This window comes from Nonomuraea sp. B208, assembly GCF_057536035.1.
The window spans coordinates 105427-122624 of the sequence record NZ_BAAJOU010000033.1; the positions used below are offsets into that span (position 1 = coordinate 105427).

18 protein-coding genes are annotated in these 17198 nt (G+C 71.0%); 11 read left to right on the forward strand and 7 right to left on the reverse strand.

The features are described from left to right. Positions 1-25 precede the first annotated feature (25 nt). The gene (gene nudC / locus AC27IY_RS45870) at positions 26-997 is read left to right on the forward strand and encodes an NAD(+) diphosphatase (protein WP_344210537.1); all 972 of its coding nucleotides are present in this window, start codon (positions 26-28) and stop codon (positions 995-997) included. A gap of 35 nt (positions 998-1032) precedes the next feature. Here nudC and AC27IY_RS45875 read toward each other — a convergent pair whose 3' ends face one another. Beyond that, the gene (locus AC27IY_RS45875; protein WP_344210535.1) at positions 1033-1281 is read right to left on the reverse strand and encodes a mycoredoxin; all 249 of its coding nucleotides are present in this window, start codon (positions 1279-1281) and stop codon (positions 1033-1035) included. A gap of 101 nt (positions 1282-1382) precedes the next feature. Continuing rightward, the gene (locus tag AC27IY_RS45880; protein WP_344210533.1) at positions 1383-2309 is read right to left on the reverse strand and encodes an alpha/beta hydrolase; all 927 of its coding nucleotides are present in this window, start codon (positions 2307-2309) and stop codon (positions 1383-1385) included. 153 nt (positions 2310-2462) lie between these two features. Here AC27IY_RS45880 and AC27IY_RS45885 point away from each other — a divergent pair, with 153 nt between their 5' ends. The 7 genes from AC27IY_RS45885 (at position 2463) to AC27IY_RS45915 (ending at position 7976) form a co-directional block, all read left to right on the forward strand. Then, positions 2463-4505, forward strand: a complete 2043-nt coding sequence (locus AC27IY_RS45885; protein WP_423452556.1) for an ATP-dependent DNA helicase UvrD2 — start codon at positions 2463-2465, stop codon at positions 4503-4505. A 207-nt stretch (positions 4506-4712) separates the two neighbouring features. Further along, positions 4713-5582, forward strand: a complete 870-nt coding sequence (tesB, locus tag AC27IY_RS45890) for an acyl-CoA thioesterase II (RefSeq protein WP_423452557.1) — start codon at positions 4713-4715, stop codon at positions 5580-5582. A 116-nt stretch (positions 5583-5698) separates the two neighbouring features. Then, entirely contained in the window at positions 5699-5965 is a 267-nt protein-coding gene (locus tag AC27IY_RS45895; RefSeq protein ID WP_364454553.1) for a hypothetical protein, read from the forward strand. 124 nt (positions 5966-6089) lie between these two features. Continuing rightward, positions 6090-6359: a WhiB family transcriptional regulator gene (locus AC27IY_RS45900; RefSeq protein ID WP_020544973.1), complete on the forward strand. Its 270-nt coding sequence runs from the start codon at positions 6090-6092 to the stop codon at positions 6357-6359. Between the two features lie 73 nt (positions 6360-6432). Then, positions 6433-6597 carry a hypothetical protein gene (locus AC27IY_RS45905; protein ID WP_177240918.1) on the forward strand — a complete coding sequence of 55 codons (165 nt, stop codon included), beginning with the start codon at positions 6433-6435 and terminating at the stop codon, positions 6595-6597. 147 nt (positions 6598-6744) lie between these two features. After that, complete coding sequence (locus tag AC27IY_RS45910) at positions 6745-7338, forward strand: RNA polymerase sigma factor (RefSeq protein WP_423452558.1); 594 nt, start codon at positions 6745-6747, stop codon at positions 7336-7338. Then, entirely contained in the window at positions 7335-7976 is a 642-nt protein-coding gene (locus AC27IY_RS45915; protein ID WP_487181813.1) for a hypothetical protein, read from the forward strand. Before AC27IY_RS45910 ends, AC27IY_RS45915 begins: the two co-directional genes overlap by 4 nt. Positions 7977-9150: 1174 nt before the next feature. Here AC27IY_RS45915 and AC27IY_RS45920 read toward each other — a convergent pair. Both AC27IY_RS45920 and AC27IY_RS45925 read right to left on the reverse strand, forming a co-directional pair. After that, on the reverse strand, positions 9151-10497 hold the full coding sequence (locus AC27IY_RS45920) for an ABC1 kinase family protein (protein ID WP_487181814.1): 1347 nt from the start codon (positions 10495-10497) through the stop codon (positions 9151-9153). A gap of 62 nt (positions 10498-10559) precedes the next feature. Beyond that, positions 10560-12224 (reverse strand): ThiF family adenylyltransferase, encoded by a 1665-nt coding sequence (locus AC27IY_RS45925; protein WP_487181815.1) that lies wholly within the window; start codon positions 12222-12224, stop codon positions 10560-10562. 129 nt (positions 12225-12353) lie between these two features. Between AC27IY_RS45925 and AC27IY_RS45930 the strand changes: the two genes are divergently transcribed. The 3 genes from AC27IY_RS45930 to AC27IY_RS45940 all read left to right on the forward strand — a co-directional run bounded on the left by AC27IY_RS45930 (position 12354) and on the right by AC27IY_RS45940 (position 14300). After that, positions 12354-13136 carry an enoyl-CoA hydratase/isomerase family protein gene (locus AC27IY_RS45930; protein WP_487181816.1) on the forward strand — a complete coding sequence of 261 codons (783 nt, stop codon included), beginning with the start codon at positions 12354-12356 and terminating at the stop codon, positions 13134-13136. 67 nt (positions 13137-13203) lie between these two features. Then, positions 13204-13719 (forward strand): M48 metallopeptidase family protein, encoded by a 516-nt coding sequence (locus tag AC27IY_RS45935; RefSeq protein WP_177241275.1) that lies wholly within the window; start codon positions 13204-13206, stop codon positions 13717-13719. Beyond that, the gene (locus tag AC27IY_RS45940) at positions 13713-14300 is read left to right on the forward strand and encodes a DUF2064 domain-containing protein (RefSeq protein WP_487181817.1); all 588 of its coding nucleotides are present in this window, start codon (positions 13713-13715) and stop codon (positions 14298-14300) included. Before AC27IY_RS45935 ends, AC27IY_RS45940 begins: the two co-directional genes overlap by 7 nt. Here AC27IY_RS45940 and AC27IY_RS45945 read toward each other — a convergent pair. From AC27IY_RS45945 to AC27IY_RS45955, 3 genes are read right to left on the reverse strand one after another with little or no spacing between them, the layout of a single operon-like run. Further along, a complete protein-coding gene (locus AC27IY_RS45945; protein WP_487181818.1) occupies positions 14287-15282 on the reverse strand; it encodes an endonuclease/exonuclease/phosphatase family protein in 996 nt (331 codons plus the stop codon). The two genes, AC27IY_RS45940 and AC27IY_RS45945, sit on opposite strands and share 14 nt — an antisense overlap. 30 nt (positions 15283-15312) lie before the next feature. Further along, positions 15313-15873, reverse strand: a complete 561-nt coding sequence (locus tag AC27IY_RS45950; protein WP_344210507.1) for an NUDIX hydrolase — start codon at positions 15871-15873, stop codon at positions 15313-15315. Next, entirely contained in the window at positions 15870-17096 is a 1227-nt protein-coding gene (locus AC27IY_RS45955) for a zinc-dependent metalloprotease (RefSeq protein WP_364455765.1), read from the reverse strand. The genes AC27IY_RS45950 and AC27IY_RS45955 overlap by 4 nt, the downstream gene beginning before the upstream one ends. Positions 17097-17198: the final 102 nt, after the last annotated feature.

Genomic DNA, 17198 nt, shown 5'->3' on the forward strand with positions numbered 1-17198 from the left:
TGGAAATTCTGGAGGGGGCGGGCCTGTGGAGATCACGGCGGAAGAACAACTGATCGGACCCCTGCTTCTCGCACGCGGCACCATCGACCGCTCCGCGGCGTTGCGCGCCGACGAGCGGTGGCTGGAACGTGCCTGGGCCGACCCGGCGACCAGGGTGCTGGTCATCGACGACGGCCACACGCTGGTGCGCAGGGAGGGCGACCAGGTGCGGGCGGTGCTGTTCAGCACCGACGAGGCGCCGGAAGGGCCGCGCTACCTGCTCGGCGTCGAGGGCGAGGTCGCCTACTTCGCGGTCGCCGCGCCGCTGCCCGGCGTGCCCAGGCAGGAGGCCAACGGGCGGGTCACGTTCGCGATGAAGCTGGCCGACACCCCCGACGGCGACCCGGTCGCGGCCGGGCTGCGCCAGGTCGGCGGGCTGCTCGGCGACCGCGACGCGGGCCTGCTGGTCTACGCCGTCGCGCTGGAGGCCTGGCACGCCACCCACGAGTTCTGCCCGCGCTGCGGCAACCGCACCGAGATCCGGACGGGCGGCCACATCCGCGTCTGCCCCGAGGACGGCAGCCAGCACTTCCCGCGCGTCGACCCCGCCGTGATCATGCTGATCCGCGACGAGAACGACCGCTGCCTGCTGGCCCGCGGTCCGCAGTGGCCGCAGGGGCGCATGTCGATCCTGGCCGGGTTCGTCGAGCCGGGCGAGTCGCTGGAGCACGCCGTGGTGCGCGAGGTCGCCGAGGAGGTCGGCGTCAGCGTGATCAGGCCGCGCTACCTCGGCAGCCAGCCCTGGCCGTTCCCGCGCAGCCTCATGCTCGGCTTCTTCGCCGAGGCCGTCACGACCGAGCTGCGGCCCGACGCCGAGGAGATCGCCGAGGCGCGCTGGTTCTCCCGCGAGGAGCTGACCGCGGCACTCGACTCCGGCGAGCTGCGCCTGCCGCCCGCGGTGTCGATCGCCCGCCGCCTCATCGAGACGTGGTACGGCGGGCAGCTCGACTACGAGTGACCGGCCCGATCAGGCGGCCCGATCAGGCGGCCCGATCAGGCGGCGCCGAGGATGGCCTTGACCTCCAGGGCCGACGGGTTCGTCCGCACCACGCGGCCGCCAGGCGTGTCGATCACCACGGTCGGCACCGTCTGGTTGCCGTTGTTGACGCTCATCACGAACTCCGCCGCCGACGGGTCGCGCTCGATGTCCACCTCGTCGAAGCTGATGCCCTCACGGGTCAGCTGGGCCTTGAGCCGCTTGCAGGGGCCGCACCAGCTCGTGCTGTAGACGGTGAGCGCCATGTCGGGTGATCCCTCCCAGGTCAGAAGTCAGGCGTCCGGTGCAACAACCCGGCATGCCCGCTTAATCCCTTGGCCAAGAGGCCTGTGCTCAGCCGATGCGCTCAGCCGATGCGCTCGGCGATCCAGGTCTGCACCCGCTCGGCCACGCCCGGCTCCCGGTAGAGCGGCGCGCTGTGGTTGATGCCCGGCTGCGTCAGCACGGTCACCGGCACGCCCACCTTGGCCAGCATCTCCCGCAGCAGGATGCCCTGCGACGGCGGCACGAACTCGTCCTGCGAGTGAATGGTCAGCACCGGGGCATCGCGCCTGCTCGCGTGCCAGGCGACCTCCATGCTGGCCCACACGCGCGCGCACTTGCCCTTGGGCGCGCAGCCGCCGGCCAGCTTGATCGCGGCCTTGCGCAGCCTGCGCTTGTTGAGGTCGGTGGTCTTCCTCGCGTCGCCGTCGGCGTACGCCTGCAGCGGCGAGGTGATCGGCGACAGGCCGACCACGCCCTTCAGCCCGCTCACGCCGTCGCCGTACGTGCCGACCGCCGCCGCGATGTGCCCGCCCGCCGAGAAGCCGACCACCACGTAGTTGCCCGGGTCGAACGACCACCGGTCGGCGAACTTGCGTGCCGTCGCGATCGCCGTGAGCGCGTCGGTGCGCTGCGCCGGCCAGGCCGCGTCACCGGACAGGCGGTAGTTGAGGTTGAAGACCGTGTAGCCGAGCTCGGCGTAGCTGCGGGTGATCTCCTTCATGTAGCGCTTGTCGCCGCTGGACCACCAGCCGCCGTGGATCAGGAACACGCCGGGCCGCTGCTGGCCGTCGGGGGTCCACCACACGTCCATCTGCTGCCGCCTGTGCGCGCCGTACGCGATGGTCTCCGTGCTCAGTCCGTAGACGTCGTCCGTGGTCGCCGAGGTGGCGACGCTGGGTGAGGGAGTGGGCTGCGCCGCGGTCGCGCCCACGCTGACCGCATCGGCGCTGACGGGCGTGAGCACGACGGCAGCGAGCGCCAGAGCGCCCACATGAACCGCTATCCGCACGGCCTTCCTTTCCCCCAGGGTCAATGGTCGGCCCCATTGTGGGGGAAGAGACCAGTTCTTTGCATCTCGCCGCCCAGGAACATACGACGGCCCGCATGTTGCCAGAATAAAGCCCCTGGCCGCCAGTGCTGGGAAGATGAAGGGGTGACACACGTGGATGACGTCCTGATCGGCCTCGACCCCGAGCAGCGCGCCGTCGCCGAGGCGGTGCGCGGCCCCGTCTGCGTGCTGGCCGGGGCCGGGACGGGCAAGACCAGGGCGATCACCCACCGGATCGCGCACGCGGTGCGGAGCGGGGTCGTCGACGCGCAGAGCGTTCTCGCTGTGACTTTCACCACGCGCGCGGCGGGGGAGCTGCGCCAGCGGCTGCGCGCGCTCGGCGCGCCCGGCGTGCAGGCCCGCACGTTCCACGCCGCCGCGCTGCGCCAGCTCACCTACTTCTGGCCGCGGGTGATCGGCGGCGAGGCGCCCTCGGTCATCGAGTCGAAGCTGCCGGTGCTCGTCGAGGCGTGCCGGCTGATCCGCAAGAGCCCCGACCGGTCCGAGCTGCGCGACATCGCCTCCGAGATCGAGTGGGCCAAGGTCACCCAGATCGGCCCCGAGGACTACGCCGCCGCCGCGGCCAAGCACCACCGCACGCCCCCGGTGGCCGCCGAGGAGATCTCCCGCCTGTACGAGGCGTACGAGCAGCTCCGGCGCGAGCGCCACCTGGTCGACTTCGAGACCATCCTTGAGCTGACCGCGGCCGTGATGACCGAGCACCAGGAGGTCGCCACGCAGATCCGCCAGCAATACCGCTACTTCGTCGTCGACGAGTATCAGGACGTCAACCCGCTGCAGAAGCTCCTGCTCGACACCTGGCTCGGCGGCCGCGACGACATCTGCGTGGTCGGCGACCCCAACCAGACCATCTACTCCTTCACCGGGGCCAGCCCGCGCTACCTCACCAACTTCGCGGTCGAGCATCCGCAGGCCGCCGTCATCAGGCTCGTCCGCGACTACCGCTCCACCCCCCAGGTCGTCGACCTCGCCAACCGGGTCATCGCCCGCGGCCGCTCGCCCCACCGGCTGGAGCTGGTCGCCCAGCGGCCCGACGGCCCACGGCCCGCCTTCGCCGACTACGACGACGAGCCGGCCGAGGCCGCCGGGGTCGCGAGGGCCATCAGAAAGCTGCTCGACAAGGGCGTGCCGGCCCGCGAGATCGCGGTGCTGTTCCGGGTCAACTCGCAGTCGGAGGCGTACGAAGAGGCGCTCGCCAAGGCCGAGATCCCCTACCTGCTGCGGGGCGCGGAGCGCTTCTTCGAACGCCCCGAGGTCCGCCAGGCGGTCGTGCTGCTGCGCGGCGCGGCCCGTTCGGCGGCCGGCGAGCCGCTGGCCGCCGAGGTGCACCACATCCTCGCCGGCGTCGGCCTCACCCCCGCGCCGCCCGGCGGCGGCAAGGCGAGGGAGCGGTGGGAGTCGCTGAAGGCGCTGGCCGACCTGGCCGAGGACCTGGCGGCCGAGGGCGCCGACCTGCCGGCGTTCGTCGCCGAGCTGGAACGCCGCGCGGCCGAGCAGCACGCGCCGCCCGTCGAGGGCGTCACGCTGGCCTCCCTGCACGCCGCCAAGGGCCTGGAGTGGGACGCCGTGTTCCTCGTCGGCCTCACCGACGGCATGCTGCCCATCGTCTACGCCGAGACCCCCGAGCAGATCGAGGAGGAGCGCCGCCTGCTCTACGTCGGCATCACCCGCGCCCGCGAGCACCTGACGCTCTCCTGGGCGCTGGCCCGCGCGCCGGGCGGGCGCAAGGGCCGCCGGCCCTCCCGCTTCCTCGACGGCCTCACCGGCCGCGCCGCCGCCCCGTCGCGCCCGATCCCGGGCGCCGCCCGCGAGCGGCGCACCGTGGCCGCGCCGGTGCACTGCCGGATCTGCGCCAAGACGCTCACGGCCGCGGCCGAGCAGAAGCTGGGCCGCTGCGCGACCTGCCCCGCCGACTACGACGAGGAGCTGCTGGAGCGGCTGAAGGCGTGGCGCACCGCCACGGCCAAGGACAACAAGATCCCGCCGTACGTCGTCTTCACCGACGTCACCCTCCAGGCCATCGCCGAGCGCGCGCCCGCGACCGAGCAGGAGCTGCTGTCGATCCCGGGCGTCGGCCGCGTCAAGATCGACCGCTACGGCGAGGCCGTCCTCGCCCTCTGCCGCGGCGCGGCGTGACAAGCGCGGTGTAACAAGCGCCTGTCCCGGCACGGTGTAACAACCGCGAAACGCCGGCCGGTCATCATCGGACCGCCGGGCCGGATGCGGACCGGCTCCGGCGGCACGTCAAACTTGTGTCAGGACCGGATACCTGTCCGAGAAGAAGACCTGCCCCGCCGCCCTCACGCACCGGACGGCGCCGGGGCCCGCGAGGGGGACCGACACGTGAACGAGGCGCTCAAGGAGCTGCTCGACCTGCTCGACCTGGAGCAGATCGAGCTGGACATCTTCCGGGGGAGGAGCCCCGAGGAGCGCATCCAACGCGTCTTCGGCGGCCAGGTGGCGGCCCAGGCCCTCGTGGCGGCCGGGCGCACCGTCACCAAGGACCGCTTCGTCCACTCGCTGCACGCCTACTTCATCCGGCCGGGCGACCCGTCGATCCCGATCGTCTACAACGTGGAGCGGGTGCGCGACGGGCGCTCGTTCAGCACCCGCCGGGTCCAGGCGGTCCAGCACGGCAAGGCGATCTTCACGATGTCGGTGTCGTTCCACATCGCGGAGGAGGGGGTGGAGCACCAGGCGTCGGTGATGCCGGCCGTGCCGGCGCCCGAGACGCTGCCCACGTTCCAGGAGCGCATGTTCGCCCTGGTCGGCGACCACCCCGAGTTCCGCGACTGGGTGTCGCGCCCCCGGCCGGTCGACTCCCGCTACGCCTCGCCGCTGACGTGGGAGGCGTACAACGACCCGTCGCTGCGCAGCGCCGAGACCAACGTCTGGTTCCGCTACGACGCCGAGCTGCCCGACGACCCGCTGCTGCACGTCGTGCTGGCCGCGTACGCCTCCGACTTCACGCTCGTGGACACCATCCTGCTGGCGCACGGCATGGCGTGGGGGATGTCCAACGTCATGGGCGCCTCCCTCGACCACGCCATGTGGTTCCACCGCCCTTTCAGGGCCGACGACTGGTTGCTCTATGCTCAGGAGTCACCGTGGTCTGCGGGGGCGCGGGGGTTGGCGCGCGGTGAGATGTTCACCGCGTCCGGTGACCTCGTGGTCTCCGTCGTCCAGGAGGCGATGATCCGGCCGCTGCGATAGCGAAATCGCAGGTAGAAAATATGTTGCCGGGTCCCGGCCTTCCGGTTTAGGGTCATGGGCAAGCGAGTCGGACACGACTGTTTCCGACGATCAGCAGAGTGGAGGTGAGCCCAGTGATGAGCATTCTGAAGACTGCAGCCACGCCGTGGCTCGCTTCCGCATGCCGTGATTCGGTGCTGCTCGCCCACGAGCCCGCCAAGCCACGGCAGGAGAAGTCTGCCCGTAGCCAGTCCGCCGCCTTCTACGCGCGTGCCCACTTCGGCGCCGCCGCTCCGCAGGTGGCTGCTGTCTACGCAGGACGTATCGAACTGCCGGCCAGCCAGCTCACCAACGGTGGACTGTGCGGTCCGCAGCCCTGGAGGGATACACCGGTCATAACCTGACCGGCGACAGTAGCCCCCAGGCCGCGGATCCACAGACGGATCCGCGGCCATTTTGTTGCCCGCGATCCGACCACCTACGAGGTGTCCAACCAAGAACAAAAGGATCGATCGAAGGAGAAAGAAGATGGGGGCGAAGACGATCATGGACCTGATCGACGAAGCCAAGATCCCCTGTCGTACCGACCCTGACCTGTGGTTCGCCGAGTCGCCGGATGACGTGGAGTTCGCCAAGGCGCTCTGCGGCGGCTGCCCGATCCAGAAGGCCTGCCTCGACCGCGCGCTCGAGCGCGAGGAGCCGTGGGGCGTCTGGGGCGGCGAGCTGATCCTCAGGGGGACCGTCGTTCCCCGCAAGCGTCCGCGCGGGCGTCCCCGCAAGCACCCGGTCGCTGCCTGACCCACCCGTACGAACGCACCACACCGAGAGGAAACCGAGACTGATGAACGCTCGACCGACGAGGAGCACCGGAATGTCCCATCTCATCCATGACCTCGTGAACGACCGAATACAAACCCTCCACCGCGAGGCGGAGGAGGAGCGTCTCGCGCTGCGCGTACAGCGTGTGCGACGGGCGCAGCGCGAGGTACAGAAGGCCAACGACCGCCTCCGGCGCGCCCTGCTCCTGCAGTGGTGATCGGGGAGATCCTGCCGCCGGCGCAGGATCTCCTCACTGAAGACGGATGATTCAGCTCATTCATGAAGGCGAGAGCCGGGCGCCGACGGGCGCCCGGCTCTCGCGCTGTTCCGGGAACCCGCCCGCGCCCGGCGGACAGTACTGCTTGTGGATGTGAACCTGCGGACCCGCGTACGCGACGGCGACCAACGCGCCTTCGAGCAGCTTTTCGACCAGTACGCCAAAACCGTCTACAACCACGCCTGGCGGTTGACCGGCGACTGGTCGGCGGCCGAGGACGTGGTGTCGCTGACGTTCCTGGAGGCGTGGCGGCTGCGGGAACGGCTCGCCCCGGACGGCGGCTCACTGCGGCCCTGGCTGCTCGGGGTCGCCACGAACGTGGCCCGCAACCTGCGACGGGCCAGGCGGCGGCACGAGAACGCGATGGCCAGGATGCCCCGCGACGACGCCGTACCTGATTTCGCCGACGACCTGGCCGGCCAACTCACCGACCAGGAACGGTTAGCCGAGGTGCGCGAGGCCCTCGGCCGGCTGCGCAAGCCCGAGCAGGACGTGCTGCTGCTGTGCGCCGGGGCCGGGCTCGACTACGCCGAGGCGGCCGAAGCCCTCGGCATCCCGATCGGCACCGTCAGGTCACGGTTGTCACGGGCCAGGAAAAAACTGGAACTGGCCGTGGCCCGGCGACAGAGGAATGGTGACCGCGGCACCGCGGTCCGGTCCGTCAAGGAGTCCACCTCATGAACATCTTCCCGCCGGAACGGGATCTTCCTGAGGGCCGTCACCAACTGCTCAAGGAGTTCGTGATGACCGCCCTCCAGAACAACCCCACCCCTCCCCAGCCGACTTCGTCGCCCGCCTCACCCACTCCGCCCGCTTCATCCCGGCCGCGGCGAAAGCTGCTGCGCCCGGGCGTTCTGGCTCCCGCACTGGGCCTGGCCGCCGCGGCCGCGGTGGCCCTGCCGCTGATGTTCGGCGGCACCCCCGCCTACGCCGTCGCCAAGAACCCGGACGGCACCATCTCCATCACCGTCAACGAGGCCAAGAACCCGAAGGCCCTTGAGTCCGACCTGAGGCAGATGGGCTACAACATCGTCGTCGACTATCTGCCCGAGGGCAAGAAGTGCGCCACCCGCCCGCGCGGCACGACCTGGGTGCCGAAGGAGGAGGACTCGCTCGCCGTCTTCCCGCCCACCGTGGACACGGGCGGCTTCCAGATCGACCCCCAGCAGATCAAGCCCGGCCAGACCGGCGTGCTGGAGTTCGCCGTGAACGAGAACGCTGAGGCGGGCACCGTCGTCGCCGGCATCTGGGCCCGAATCTCCAACGGCCCGGTGGCCCCCTGCGACCTCAGAGACGGCTCCGCCCCTCTCGGCGACTAGAGCGCGTCTCCGCGGCCGCCGCCACAGCTGCCCCGCATCGCCGCCATATGGCGACCCGACGTGGTGACGCCGCCATATGGCGGCCCCACGTGGCCATATGGCGACCCCACGTGGTGACGCCGCCATGTGACGCCGCCATGTGGTAGCGCCACGGGTAACGCCGCCATGTGGTTATGGTTTGTAGTGACGCCTTGTAGTAACGCCGTCATGTGGTGACGGCGGGTCGCCGGTTGCACTGGAGCCGGCGCCCCGCCGTCACCCGTGACCTCACCGATCCGCGACCCGCCCGCCCGCCGCTACCTGACGGCCCCGCCACGCGGAAGAGCAGAAGCCTGGACGAAGCCCTCGCAGACGAACGACCCGCCCGAATCGTTGAGGCACGCGGGGAAACTGCCCTCGCATCATTACACAGAGTAATGAAGACCGACGACCAGTTCCCAAAATCAGCCCGCAGCGACCACCAGGGCAACGACCCGTCCCCACTGAAGAACTCAGCCGTCGGCCCCTTCACGTCCAGCGAGACCAGGCACCCCCAGAAGCCGGACCTGTAAGCGTCCGGAACACACACCAAGCCGACCCCTGACAGGCCCATTCCCGCACCCGGGCCTGCGCCCGCGCCTCCGCATCCCGCGCCTCCGCATCCCGCGCCTCCGCATCCCGCGCCTCCGCATCCCGCGCCTGCGTCTCCGCGTTTTGCGCCCGTACTCGCGTCGGCACCCCGAACCCTGCACCTCCGTCCGCGCTTCGCGCTCGTACCCCGCGCCGGAGTTTCTGCGCCCCTCACCTCCGCACCTTGCGCCTGCGCCTGCACCGGCACCCCGAACCCTGCACCCCGCGCCCGCGCTTCACCCCCGCGCCGCACCTGCACGCTTGCGCGTCCCTCACCTCCGCGTTTTGCGCCCGCACTCGCGTCGGCACCCCGAACCCTGAGCCTCCCGCCCTTGCCGCACGCCCGCCCCTGTGCTTCCGATTCCGCTTGCGCGCTTGCGCGCTTGCGCGCTTGCGCGCTTGCGCGGTTCCGCGCTTCCGCGTGAAACGCCGCCCGCCGACGAGCCCAGCGTCAGGACCGGGCCGGGCCTCAATGCCGAGTCGCTCACGCTGCTGACGTGGTGCGGCCCGTACCCAGCACTCAGATCAGGCCCTGGATCCGGGGGTCGGGGTCCGGGGGTCGGGGTCAGCTGACGGCCAGGGCCTTGTCGTCGGGCTGGTCGTCCGGGTCGTCGGAGAAGCCGGGCACCCAGCGGATCACCTCGTCCCGGAACCGAGCCGTGGTGTTGAGCTGGCAGAGCACGCCCACGCCCGCCGCGTGCACCCGGTGGATGAGCACGTACGACGCCGGCAGGTTGAGCTGGCGCACCACGTTGCCAGGGCGCAGGTCGGCGACGCTGGCGGCCTGGGTCTGGAGCCATTCGCGACTGAAGGTGAACTCATCGACCGCCGTCGGCTCCACGTACGGCGCCAGGAAGGCCCGCAGCGCGTCGGGATCGATCTCGATCTCGGGCCGGATGAACCCCTCCTGACGCAGCCCCGTCACGACGCTCTCCATGTCGCCATGGTTGAAGATCCGCATCAGCTGCCCGAACACCCTCGGATAGCCGTCCGGCAGCCGGTTGACCGCGCCGAAGTCGAGCACCCCGAGCCTGCCGTCAGGCAGCATGCGGAAGTTGCCCGGATGCGGATCGGCGTGCAGCAGCCCCACCCGCGCCGGCGAGCAGAACAAAAACCGCACGAAGAGCAGCCCCGCCCGGTCGCGCTCCTCCTTGGTGCCCTGGGTGATGATGCGCGACAGCGGGATACCGTCCATCCACTCGGTGACCAGCACCATCTCGTTGGCCGCGATCACGTCGGGGATCAGGAAGTCGGGATCGCCGTGGAACTCGCCGGCGAAGGCGTGCTGGGCGTGGGCCTCGCGGAGGTAGTCGAGCTCCTCCTCGATGCGTTCGCGCAGCTCGGACAGTACGGCCTTCATGTCCAGGCCGGGCAGCAGCACCCCGAACAGCTTGCCCAGCCGCGCGAGCTGGGTGAAGTCGCCGAGCAGGGCCTTGCCCGCTCCCGGGTACTGGATCTTGACGGCCACCTCGCGCCCGTCGTGCCAGACGGCTTTGTGCACCTGGCCGATGGAGGCGGCGGCGGTCGGCTGGTCGTCGAAGGAGCGGAAGTTCTCCCGCCAGTCGTCGCCGAGCTGTTCGGCCAGCACCTTGTGGACGGTGGCGACCGGCAGCGGGGGAGCGGCGTCCTGGAGCTTGGTCAGCGTGGCGCGGTAGGGACCGACGATCTCCGGCGGGAGCGCCGCCTCGAAGATCGACAGGGCCTGCCCGAGCTTCATGGCGCCGCCCTTGAGCTCGCCGAGCACCTTGAAGACCTGGTCGGCGGTGCGCTGCTGAACCTCCTGCGCCACGATCTCGGCGGACTTGCCGCCCAGCCGCTTGCCCAGCCCGATGGCGGTACGCCCGGCGAATCCGAGGGGAAGCGTGGCCAGCTTGGCGGAGCGCGTGACAGCACGGCGTGGAAGATCGCTCACACTGATGCGCGGAACCTCGGCAGAGGTCCGCTTCCCCCCTTCGTGGTCGTCCTCTGAGCACGTCAGTCGCGGTGAGGCGACATGACCATTGTTAGCGGAGATGGATTGTTTCGCATACAACGACAATGCGGATGTTGCTGCCAGGAGCGTCTTTTCCAGCGCCAATCAGGCGTTACGTCCATTGTGCCGTTGGTCACAGCGGATTCCTTGCCGTCGAGATGAGCAAGCGCATGTCCGGTCGCCTCCGCCGCGACCAGAGTCGCCAGGGTCGCGTCACAGGCGATCTCGCCCGGCGGGTAGCCGCCCACCGTCGCGGTCACGATCGGCCAGGCGGGGTCGCTGTCGCGACGCGCGAGGTCGAGGCAGTGCAGGCACGCGGTCCTTCCCGGCAGGACCAGTGGCCCGACCATCCCATGCCCCTCGAAGGCGGCCGCCAGGAGGTGGGGGATGCCCAGGGCGGCCAGTTCGTTGGCCAGCACCCCGTCCAGGGGCGTGACCGGCGCGATGACCACCAGATCCGGCCTATCCGACTGATCCCCAAGATATGTCCCTCCGGCAAGTACCTCGACCGTCGGTCTGACCAGGTCATGACCGTCGATGTACCGGCTGTCGCGCGGTTTCCTGGGCCGTGCGAGGGCCTCCTGCCGCGCGGCCAACTCGGCGGCCCGCTGACTCGTCGGCCTGCCGAGGTATCGCATGTCATTGCCCACATACGCGCCTGCGCCCCTGTTCACGCCCGCGCCGCTCATGCCAGTGCCGCTTCTGGCACCTGCGCCTGCACCCGTGCCGGTTCTGGGCCCCGTGACCTGCGACGCGGGTGGCGTGCCACCTCCCGGCGACCGCTCGCCGGTCGGAGGCACCGCGCCAGGACGTCGGCCCACGGAGGAGCCGCCAGAGGGAACAGCTTGCGGGACGGCGGGGGAGGACATCCGGCCGCCGGCACCAGAGCGCGACGTCCCAGCCGCCCCGCCACCGCCACCCGTACGTGCCCCCGTCGTCGGCGCCTGGCCAGCAACAGCGGCCCGCGGGGACCGGGCCGTCGCCGCGGATGCGCCGGCCGGGCCCGGGACAGAGCGGGAACCAGGAGAACCAGGCGTGCCGGAGCCGGACGCGGGGACATCGTCCCGGACATCGGGAACAGGCGGGCGACCGCCGGAGGTGAGCCGCCGCGCCACGGCCGCCGCGCCCTCCTCCCGCGTCATCCCCACCTCCGCCCACGACAGCCCGCCCGGCGTGATGTGAGCAGGCCGTACGGTGCCGGGATCGATCACCCGGATGTGCCCCACCCCGGCCGCCGCGAGCAGGGCGACGATCTGCGCTCCCACCCGCCCGGCCCCGTAGACCCGCACCCGGGAGGCGCGGCGCCGGGCGACCAGCCCCATGCCGCCGTCCGGTGACGCGGAGGCGAGGTCGAGGGCGTCGAGGTCGGGTCTCAGCCGGTCGCGTTCGGCCAGGCTGAGATCACTCAGCACGCCGGAGCAGACCGACGCGTCGTGCAGCGCGCCCTGGGCGGTGAGCTGGTCGAGAAGGGAACGGGCGCGGCACTCGTCGAGACCGGCGGCGCCCGCGGCACGCAGGACGTGATCCAGATCGCGGGTGCCGTCGAGACATTCCAGCCATTGCCGGATCGGCCGGGCCAGGCCGGACATCACGACGGCGCGCAGGGGGTGCACGCCGTACTGAAGGGTCTGCTCATCGCGGAGTACGCGCCGGAGGGTGGGCTTCACTCGGGGCCTCATGGCGGGAAGGTTGGCACGCCGGACCATGATCCCGAGAGCGTTCCGCGCCGCCTGTGGATAACCCCGCCCACCCACCGGCGATCAAGGCGGCGAAGGCCCCCCGAGTACGCTCTCCGCATGAACGAGCTCTTGGTTGATCGCGACGACGACGGCGTGGTGCTCCTCACCCTCAACGTCCCCGAACGCCGCAACGCCATGACCGACGCCATGACCGACCGCTGGCGCGAGACGATGACCGCGCTCGCCGCCGACCCCGACGCCCGCTGTGTCGTCGTGACCGGCGCGGGCACCGCCTTCTCGGCCGGCGGCGACCTGTCCTGGCTCGGCGAGCGCGGCGCCGAGGCCGTCCCCGAGCTGCGCGAGCGCATGCTCGCCTTCTACCGGACCTGGCTGCTGATCAACCAGCTGGAGATTCCCACGATCGCCGCCGTCAACGGCCCGGCGGTCGGCGCGGGCCTGTGCGTGGCGCTGGCCTGCGACCTCGTCTACGCCGCCGACGACGCGAAGCTCCTGGTCCCGTTCACCTCGCTGGGGCTGCACCCGGGGATGGCGGCGACGTACCTGCTGCCCCGCAGAGCGGGCGTCGGACTGGCCCGCGAGATGCTGCTGACCGGCCGCACGCTGACCGGAAGGGAAGCGGCGGATAAAGGTTTGGTAAATCGATCTTTCCCTAACAATGACCTGATCCCCGAAGTCAGAGCCCTCGCCCAGAAGATCGCTCAGAACGCTCCCATTGCCACACGACTCACCAAACTGGCCCTCAACCAAGACCATCAAGACCTGGAAGCCGCGCTGAGGTGGGAATCCCTGGCCCAGCCGATCACCATGGCCACGTCGGACCTGCTCGAGGGCCTGGCCGCGCATCGGGAAAGGCGCGTGCCCAAATTCACCGGCTCTTAATCATCTGACCAGCAGAAACAGCGCCTCCCCTCTGTGGAATTTCCGTCAACTCGGCTACCGTGCATATGTGCCCCCCGAGACAGTCGAGGTTCGTCGAAGTTCTCGTCGCCGGCGTACGGTCTCCGCATACCGCGACGGCGACAAGACCATCGTGCTCCTGCCCGCCTGGCTGAGCGGCGAAGACGCGGATGAATGGGTGAGCCGCATGCTGGATCGGCTGGCCGCCAAGGAAAGCCGCCGCAGACCGACGGACGAGGCGCTGCTGGAGAGAGCCAGGGAGCTGTCGGCGAAGTATCTGGGCGGCGACGCCGAGCCCGTGAGCGTCCGCTGGGTCGACAACCAGCAGCACCGCTGGGGCTCGTGCACCCCGGAGAACGGCACGATCCGCATCTCGACGCGGCTCAAGGGCCTGCCGGAATGGGTCATCAACTACGTGATCATCCACGAGCTGGTGCACCTGCTGGTGCCGAGCCACGGCGCCGCGTTCTGGGCTCTGGTCGAACAGTACCCCAAGGCGGAGCGGGCCCGCGGCTTCCTTGAAGGATTCTCCGCCGCGGCCCACTCGGCCCCGGAGGAATGTTGATCCGCGTCGTCGCCGTCCTCGTACGTCACCGCATGGCGAACGCGGCCCCCGCGGGCATCGACCCCAAGGCGTTCCTGGAGGCGATGGCCGAGGACACCTACGAGATGGCAGCCGGCCTCGACCTCGTCACCCCGGTCCTCGTCACCAGTGTCCCCGGCCTCGACGAGATCGTCTGGCCCGGCACCGAGATCATCGACATCGGCGAGGACGAGCCGCTGGCGTCCGTGCTGTCCCGGCTCCCGGGCGACCAGGCCGCGGTGATCGGCGCCGACGCGCCCGACCTGCCGCCGCTGCTGGTGGGCAAGCTGTTCCGCGAGCTCGGCCGCGCGGAGATCACGGTCTGCCCAGCGGAAGGAGGCGGCGCCGTGGCCCTGGCCTGCGCGCTGCCCGCTCCGGCCTGGGCCGACCCCGATCTCGACGATCCCGCCGTCGTGGCCACGCTCCGCACGCAGGCCCCCGGACCCCGGAGGGTCGCCACCACGCCGGGCTGGCACCGCCTGCGGACCCCCGAGGACGTCCACCGCCTGGACCCCGGTCTCGAAGGCTGGGACAACACCCGGGCCCTGCTCAAGGAAGCGTGAGCTCGGCCAGCACGGCCCGGTGATCGGTGCCCGGCACCGTCCGTACGTCCACCGCCCGCACCGCCACCCGCCGGTCCACCAGCACGTGATCGATGGTGATGATCGGCGGCACCTTCTTGTTGGCCGGCCACGTAGGGATCAGCCCGGCCCCCACCTGGTCGGCCGCGTCCTTGTAGCCCCGCGACAGCAGCTCGCGCAGCGCCGCGTGGTCGAGCGAGGCGTTGAAGTCGCCGGCCAGGATCCGCACCCGGTCGCGGGAGGCGGACGGCAGCGTCCGCAGCGCCTGGTTCCAGTTGACGACGTTCGGCCCGAGCGGCGGATAGGGATGGACGTCCACGAACTCGATGGGCTCCCCGCCCGGCACCGACACGACCGCGGCCGGCATCTTGTGCCCGACGTCCGGCACCACGTCAGGCAGCTCACGCAGCTCGTGCCTGGAGTAGATCCCGCTGCCGCCGGCGCTCCACTCGGCCTCCAGCACACGGTGGGGCAGCAGCTCCTTGAGCCCGGCCGCGTCCAGGTCGGACACCGCGCCGGGCGTCAGCTCCTGCGTGCTCAGCACGTCGGGCTCGAACTCACGCACCATCCGCACGATCGTCCCGGCGTCGGCCCGCCCGAACAGCATGTTGATCGTCATGACCTTGAACGGCCGCCCGGCGGCCGCCTCGGCCCTGCCGAGCGCCCGGGGAAGCACGGCGAACCCGAGCGCCGTGGTCGCCACCAGCGCCACGGCGGTGGCCGCGCGCCGCCGCCCGGCCGCCGCGATCAGCAGCGGGAGCAGCGATCCCGCCGCCACGTACGGCGTCGCCGTCATGATCTGCGTCGGCAGCGAGCCGCGCTCCAGCCCCGCCACCCTGGCGGCGGCCCAGGCCGCGAAAGGGGTCACCGCCATCCAGGTCAGGACGGATCCGGGTGTTCCCCGGCGTCTGCGTACGGGCGTGACGATCGTGCCCCCCACGGGCGACTCAGCCGGAGCGCTCACCAGACCCCCTTTGGAACGACACAAAGGACTCTAGCCAACGCGGCCGGAACGCAGGCCGAGCACCGCCTGTCCACGTCTGGCCAACCGGCGCGTCGCCTCGTCGGAAAGCTCGGGGATCTCCTCGACGGGGAACCAGCGCAGGTCGAGCGACTCCTCGCTGATCACCGCCTCCGCGCCGGGCGGGGCCACGGCGGCGTACTCGACGTCGAGGTGCCAGCTCCTCGGCGGATGGCACCACACCTCGTGCTTGTCCACGGCCAGCGGCCCGGGCAGCAGCTCAAGACCGGAAATGCCGGACTCCTCCCGCGCCTCACGCAGGGCCACCTCGGTCAGCGAGGCGTCGGAGGGCTCGCAGTGCCCGCCCATGGGCAGCCACATGCCGGCCTTGGGATGCAGCGTGAGCAGCACCCGCGCGCCGTCGTGCGAGAGCACCGCGGTGGTCGCCGTCAGGTGCCCGGGCACGCAGGCGCGCAGCATCGCGTCGTCGTGGTCCCGCAGGTGACCGAGGAACTCGACGCGCAGCGCCTCCTCCTCGGGCGTGGGCGCGGTCCAGGCCGACAGCACCGAGACCGCGTCGCCGTGCAGGCTCAACTGGCGCCGCCCTCGCCCTCGCCGTCGCCCTTGCCGTCGTCCGGCTTGCGCTCCAGCTCGGAGATGTCCCACGCCTGCTCGCCCCGGACGAACGCCTCGGGGTCGTCGAGGTCGTCGGCCGTCGGCATCAGGTCGGGGTGCCCCCACAGCGCGTCGCGGCCGTCGACGCCGCGCGCCTCCTCGAGGGCCCGCCACAGCGCCGCCGCCTCGCGCAGCCGCCGGGGCCGCAGCTCCAGCCCCACCAGCGTGCCGAAGGTCAGCTCGGCGGGCCCACCGGTGGCCCTGCGCCGGCGTACGGTCTCGGCCAGCGCGACCGCCGAAGGCAGCTTGCCCGAGGCGCTGCTGTCCACCACGGTGGCGACCCAGCCCTCGACCAGCGCGAGCGTCGTCTCCAGCCGGGCCAGGGCGGCCTTCTGCCGCTCGGTCTCCTCGGGCTTGAGCAGGTTGCCCCCGCTCAGCGCCTCCTGGAGTGCCTCGGGGTTGTTGATGTCGAGCCCACGGATCTGCTCCTCCAGCTTGGAGGTGTCGACCGTGATGCCCCTGGCGTATTCCTCGACCGCGCCCAGCAGATGCGAACGCAGCCACGGCACGTGCTGGAACAACCGGTGGTGCGCGGCCTCGCGCAGCGCCAGGTAGATCCTGATCTCCTCGGAGGGGATCTCCAGGCCGTCGCTGAAGTGGGCGATGCCGCCCGGCAGCAGCGCCGCCCTGTCGGACAGCGGCAGGCCGATGTCGGTCGTGCCGACGACCTCGCGGGCGAGCGAGGCGATGGCCTGGCCGATCTGCTGGCCGACCATCATGCCGCCCATCTGCTTCAGCATGCCCATGAGCGGGCCGGCCATCTGCTGCGCCTCGGGCGGCAGACCGGCGCCGCCGAGCGCGCCGCCCATGGTGTCGACCATGCGCTGGGCTATGGGTTCGCAAAGCTTTCGCCACACCGGGACGGTGTTCTCGATCCATTCGGACCGGCTCCAGGCCTGCGGATTCACCACGCCGCTGGGCAGCGTGGTCGCCTCGTTCAGCCAGAGGTCGGCCAGGCTCAGCGCCTCCACGATCTGGCGGCGCTCGCCTTCCATGACGCTCGGGTCGCCCTCGGCGACCACGGCGTGCCGGGCGATGTTCTTCGCCATGTCCCAGTTGACAGGGCCGGAGCCCTGAGGCGCCGACAGCATGTCGGCGAACTGGCGCATCGCCTGAGCCATCTGCTCAGGGTTGCCGAACATCGCGAACGGGTTTTCGTTGGGGTCGTTTTCACGACCTGGCAGGTCAGTCACCGCTCTACCTCGTGCAGGATGGAGGAGTCCACATCCGCCACGTTAGTCGTC

What these genes read in the sequence shown, in the direction of transcription:
- AC27IY_RS45875 (WP_344210535.1), bottom strand. Translation starts at nt 1,281, where the DNA reads ATGGCGCTCACCGTCTACAGCACGAGCTGGTGCGGCCCCTGCAAGCGG.
- AC27IY_RS45895 (WP_364454553.1), top strand. Translation starts at nt 5,699, where the DNA reads ATGAGCATTCTGAAGACTGCAGCCACGCCGTGGCTCGCTTCCGCATGC.
- AC27IY_RS45900 (WP_020544973.1), top strand. Translation starts at nt 6,090, where the DNA reads ATGGGGGCGAAGACGATCATGGACCTGATCGACGAAGCCAAGATCCCC.
- AC27IY_RS45905 (WP_177240918.1), top strand. Translation starts at nt 6,433, where the DNA reads ATGTCCCATCTCATCCATGACCTCGTGAACGACCGAATACAAACCCTC.
- AC27IY_RS45915 (WP_487181813.1), top strand. Translation starts at nt 7,335, where the DNA reads ATGAACATCTTCCCGCCGGAACGGGATCTTCCTGAGGGCCGTCACCAA.
- AC27IY_RS45930 (WP_487181816.1), top strand. Translation starts at nt 12,354, where the DNA reads ATGAACGAGCTCTTGGTTGATCGCGACGACGACGGCGTGGTGCTCCTC.
- AC27IY_RS45940 (WP_487181817.1), top strand. Translation starts at nt 13,713, where the DNA reads ATGTTGATCCGCGTCGTCGCCGTCCTCGTACGTCACCGCATGGCGAAC.
- AC27IY_RS45955 (WP_364455765.1), bottom strand. Translation starts at nt 17,096, where the DNA reads ATGTTCGGCAACCCTGAGCAGATGGCTCAGGCGATGCGCCAGTTCGCC.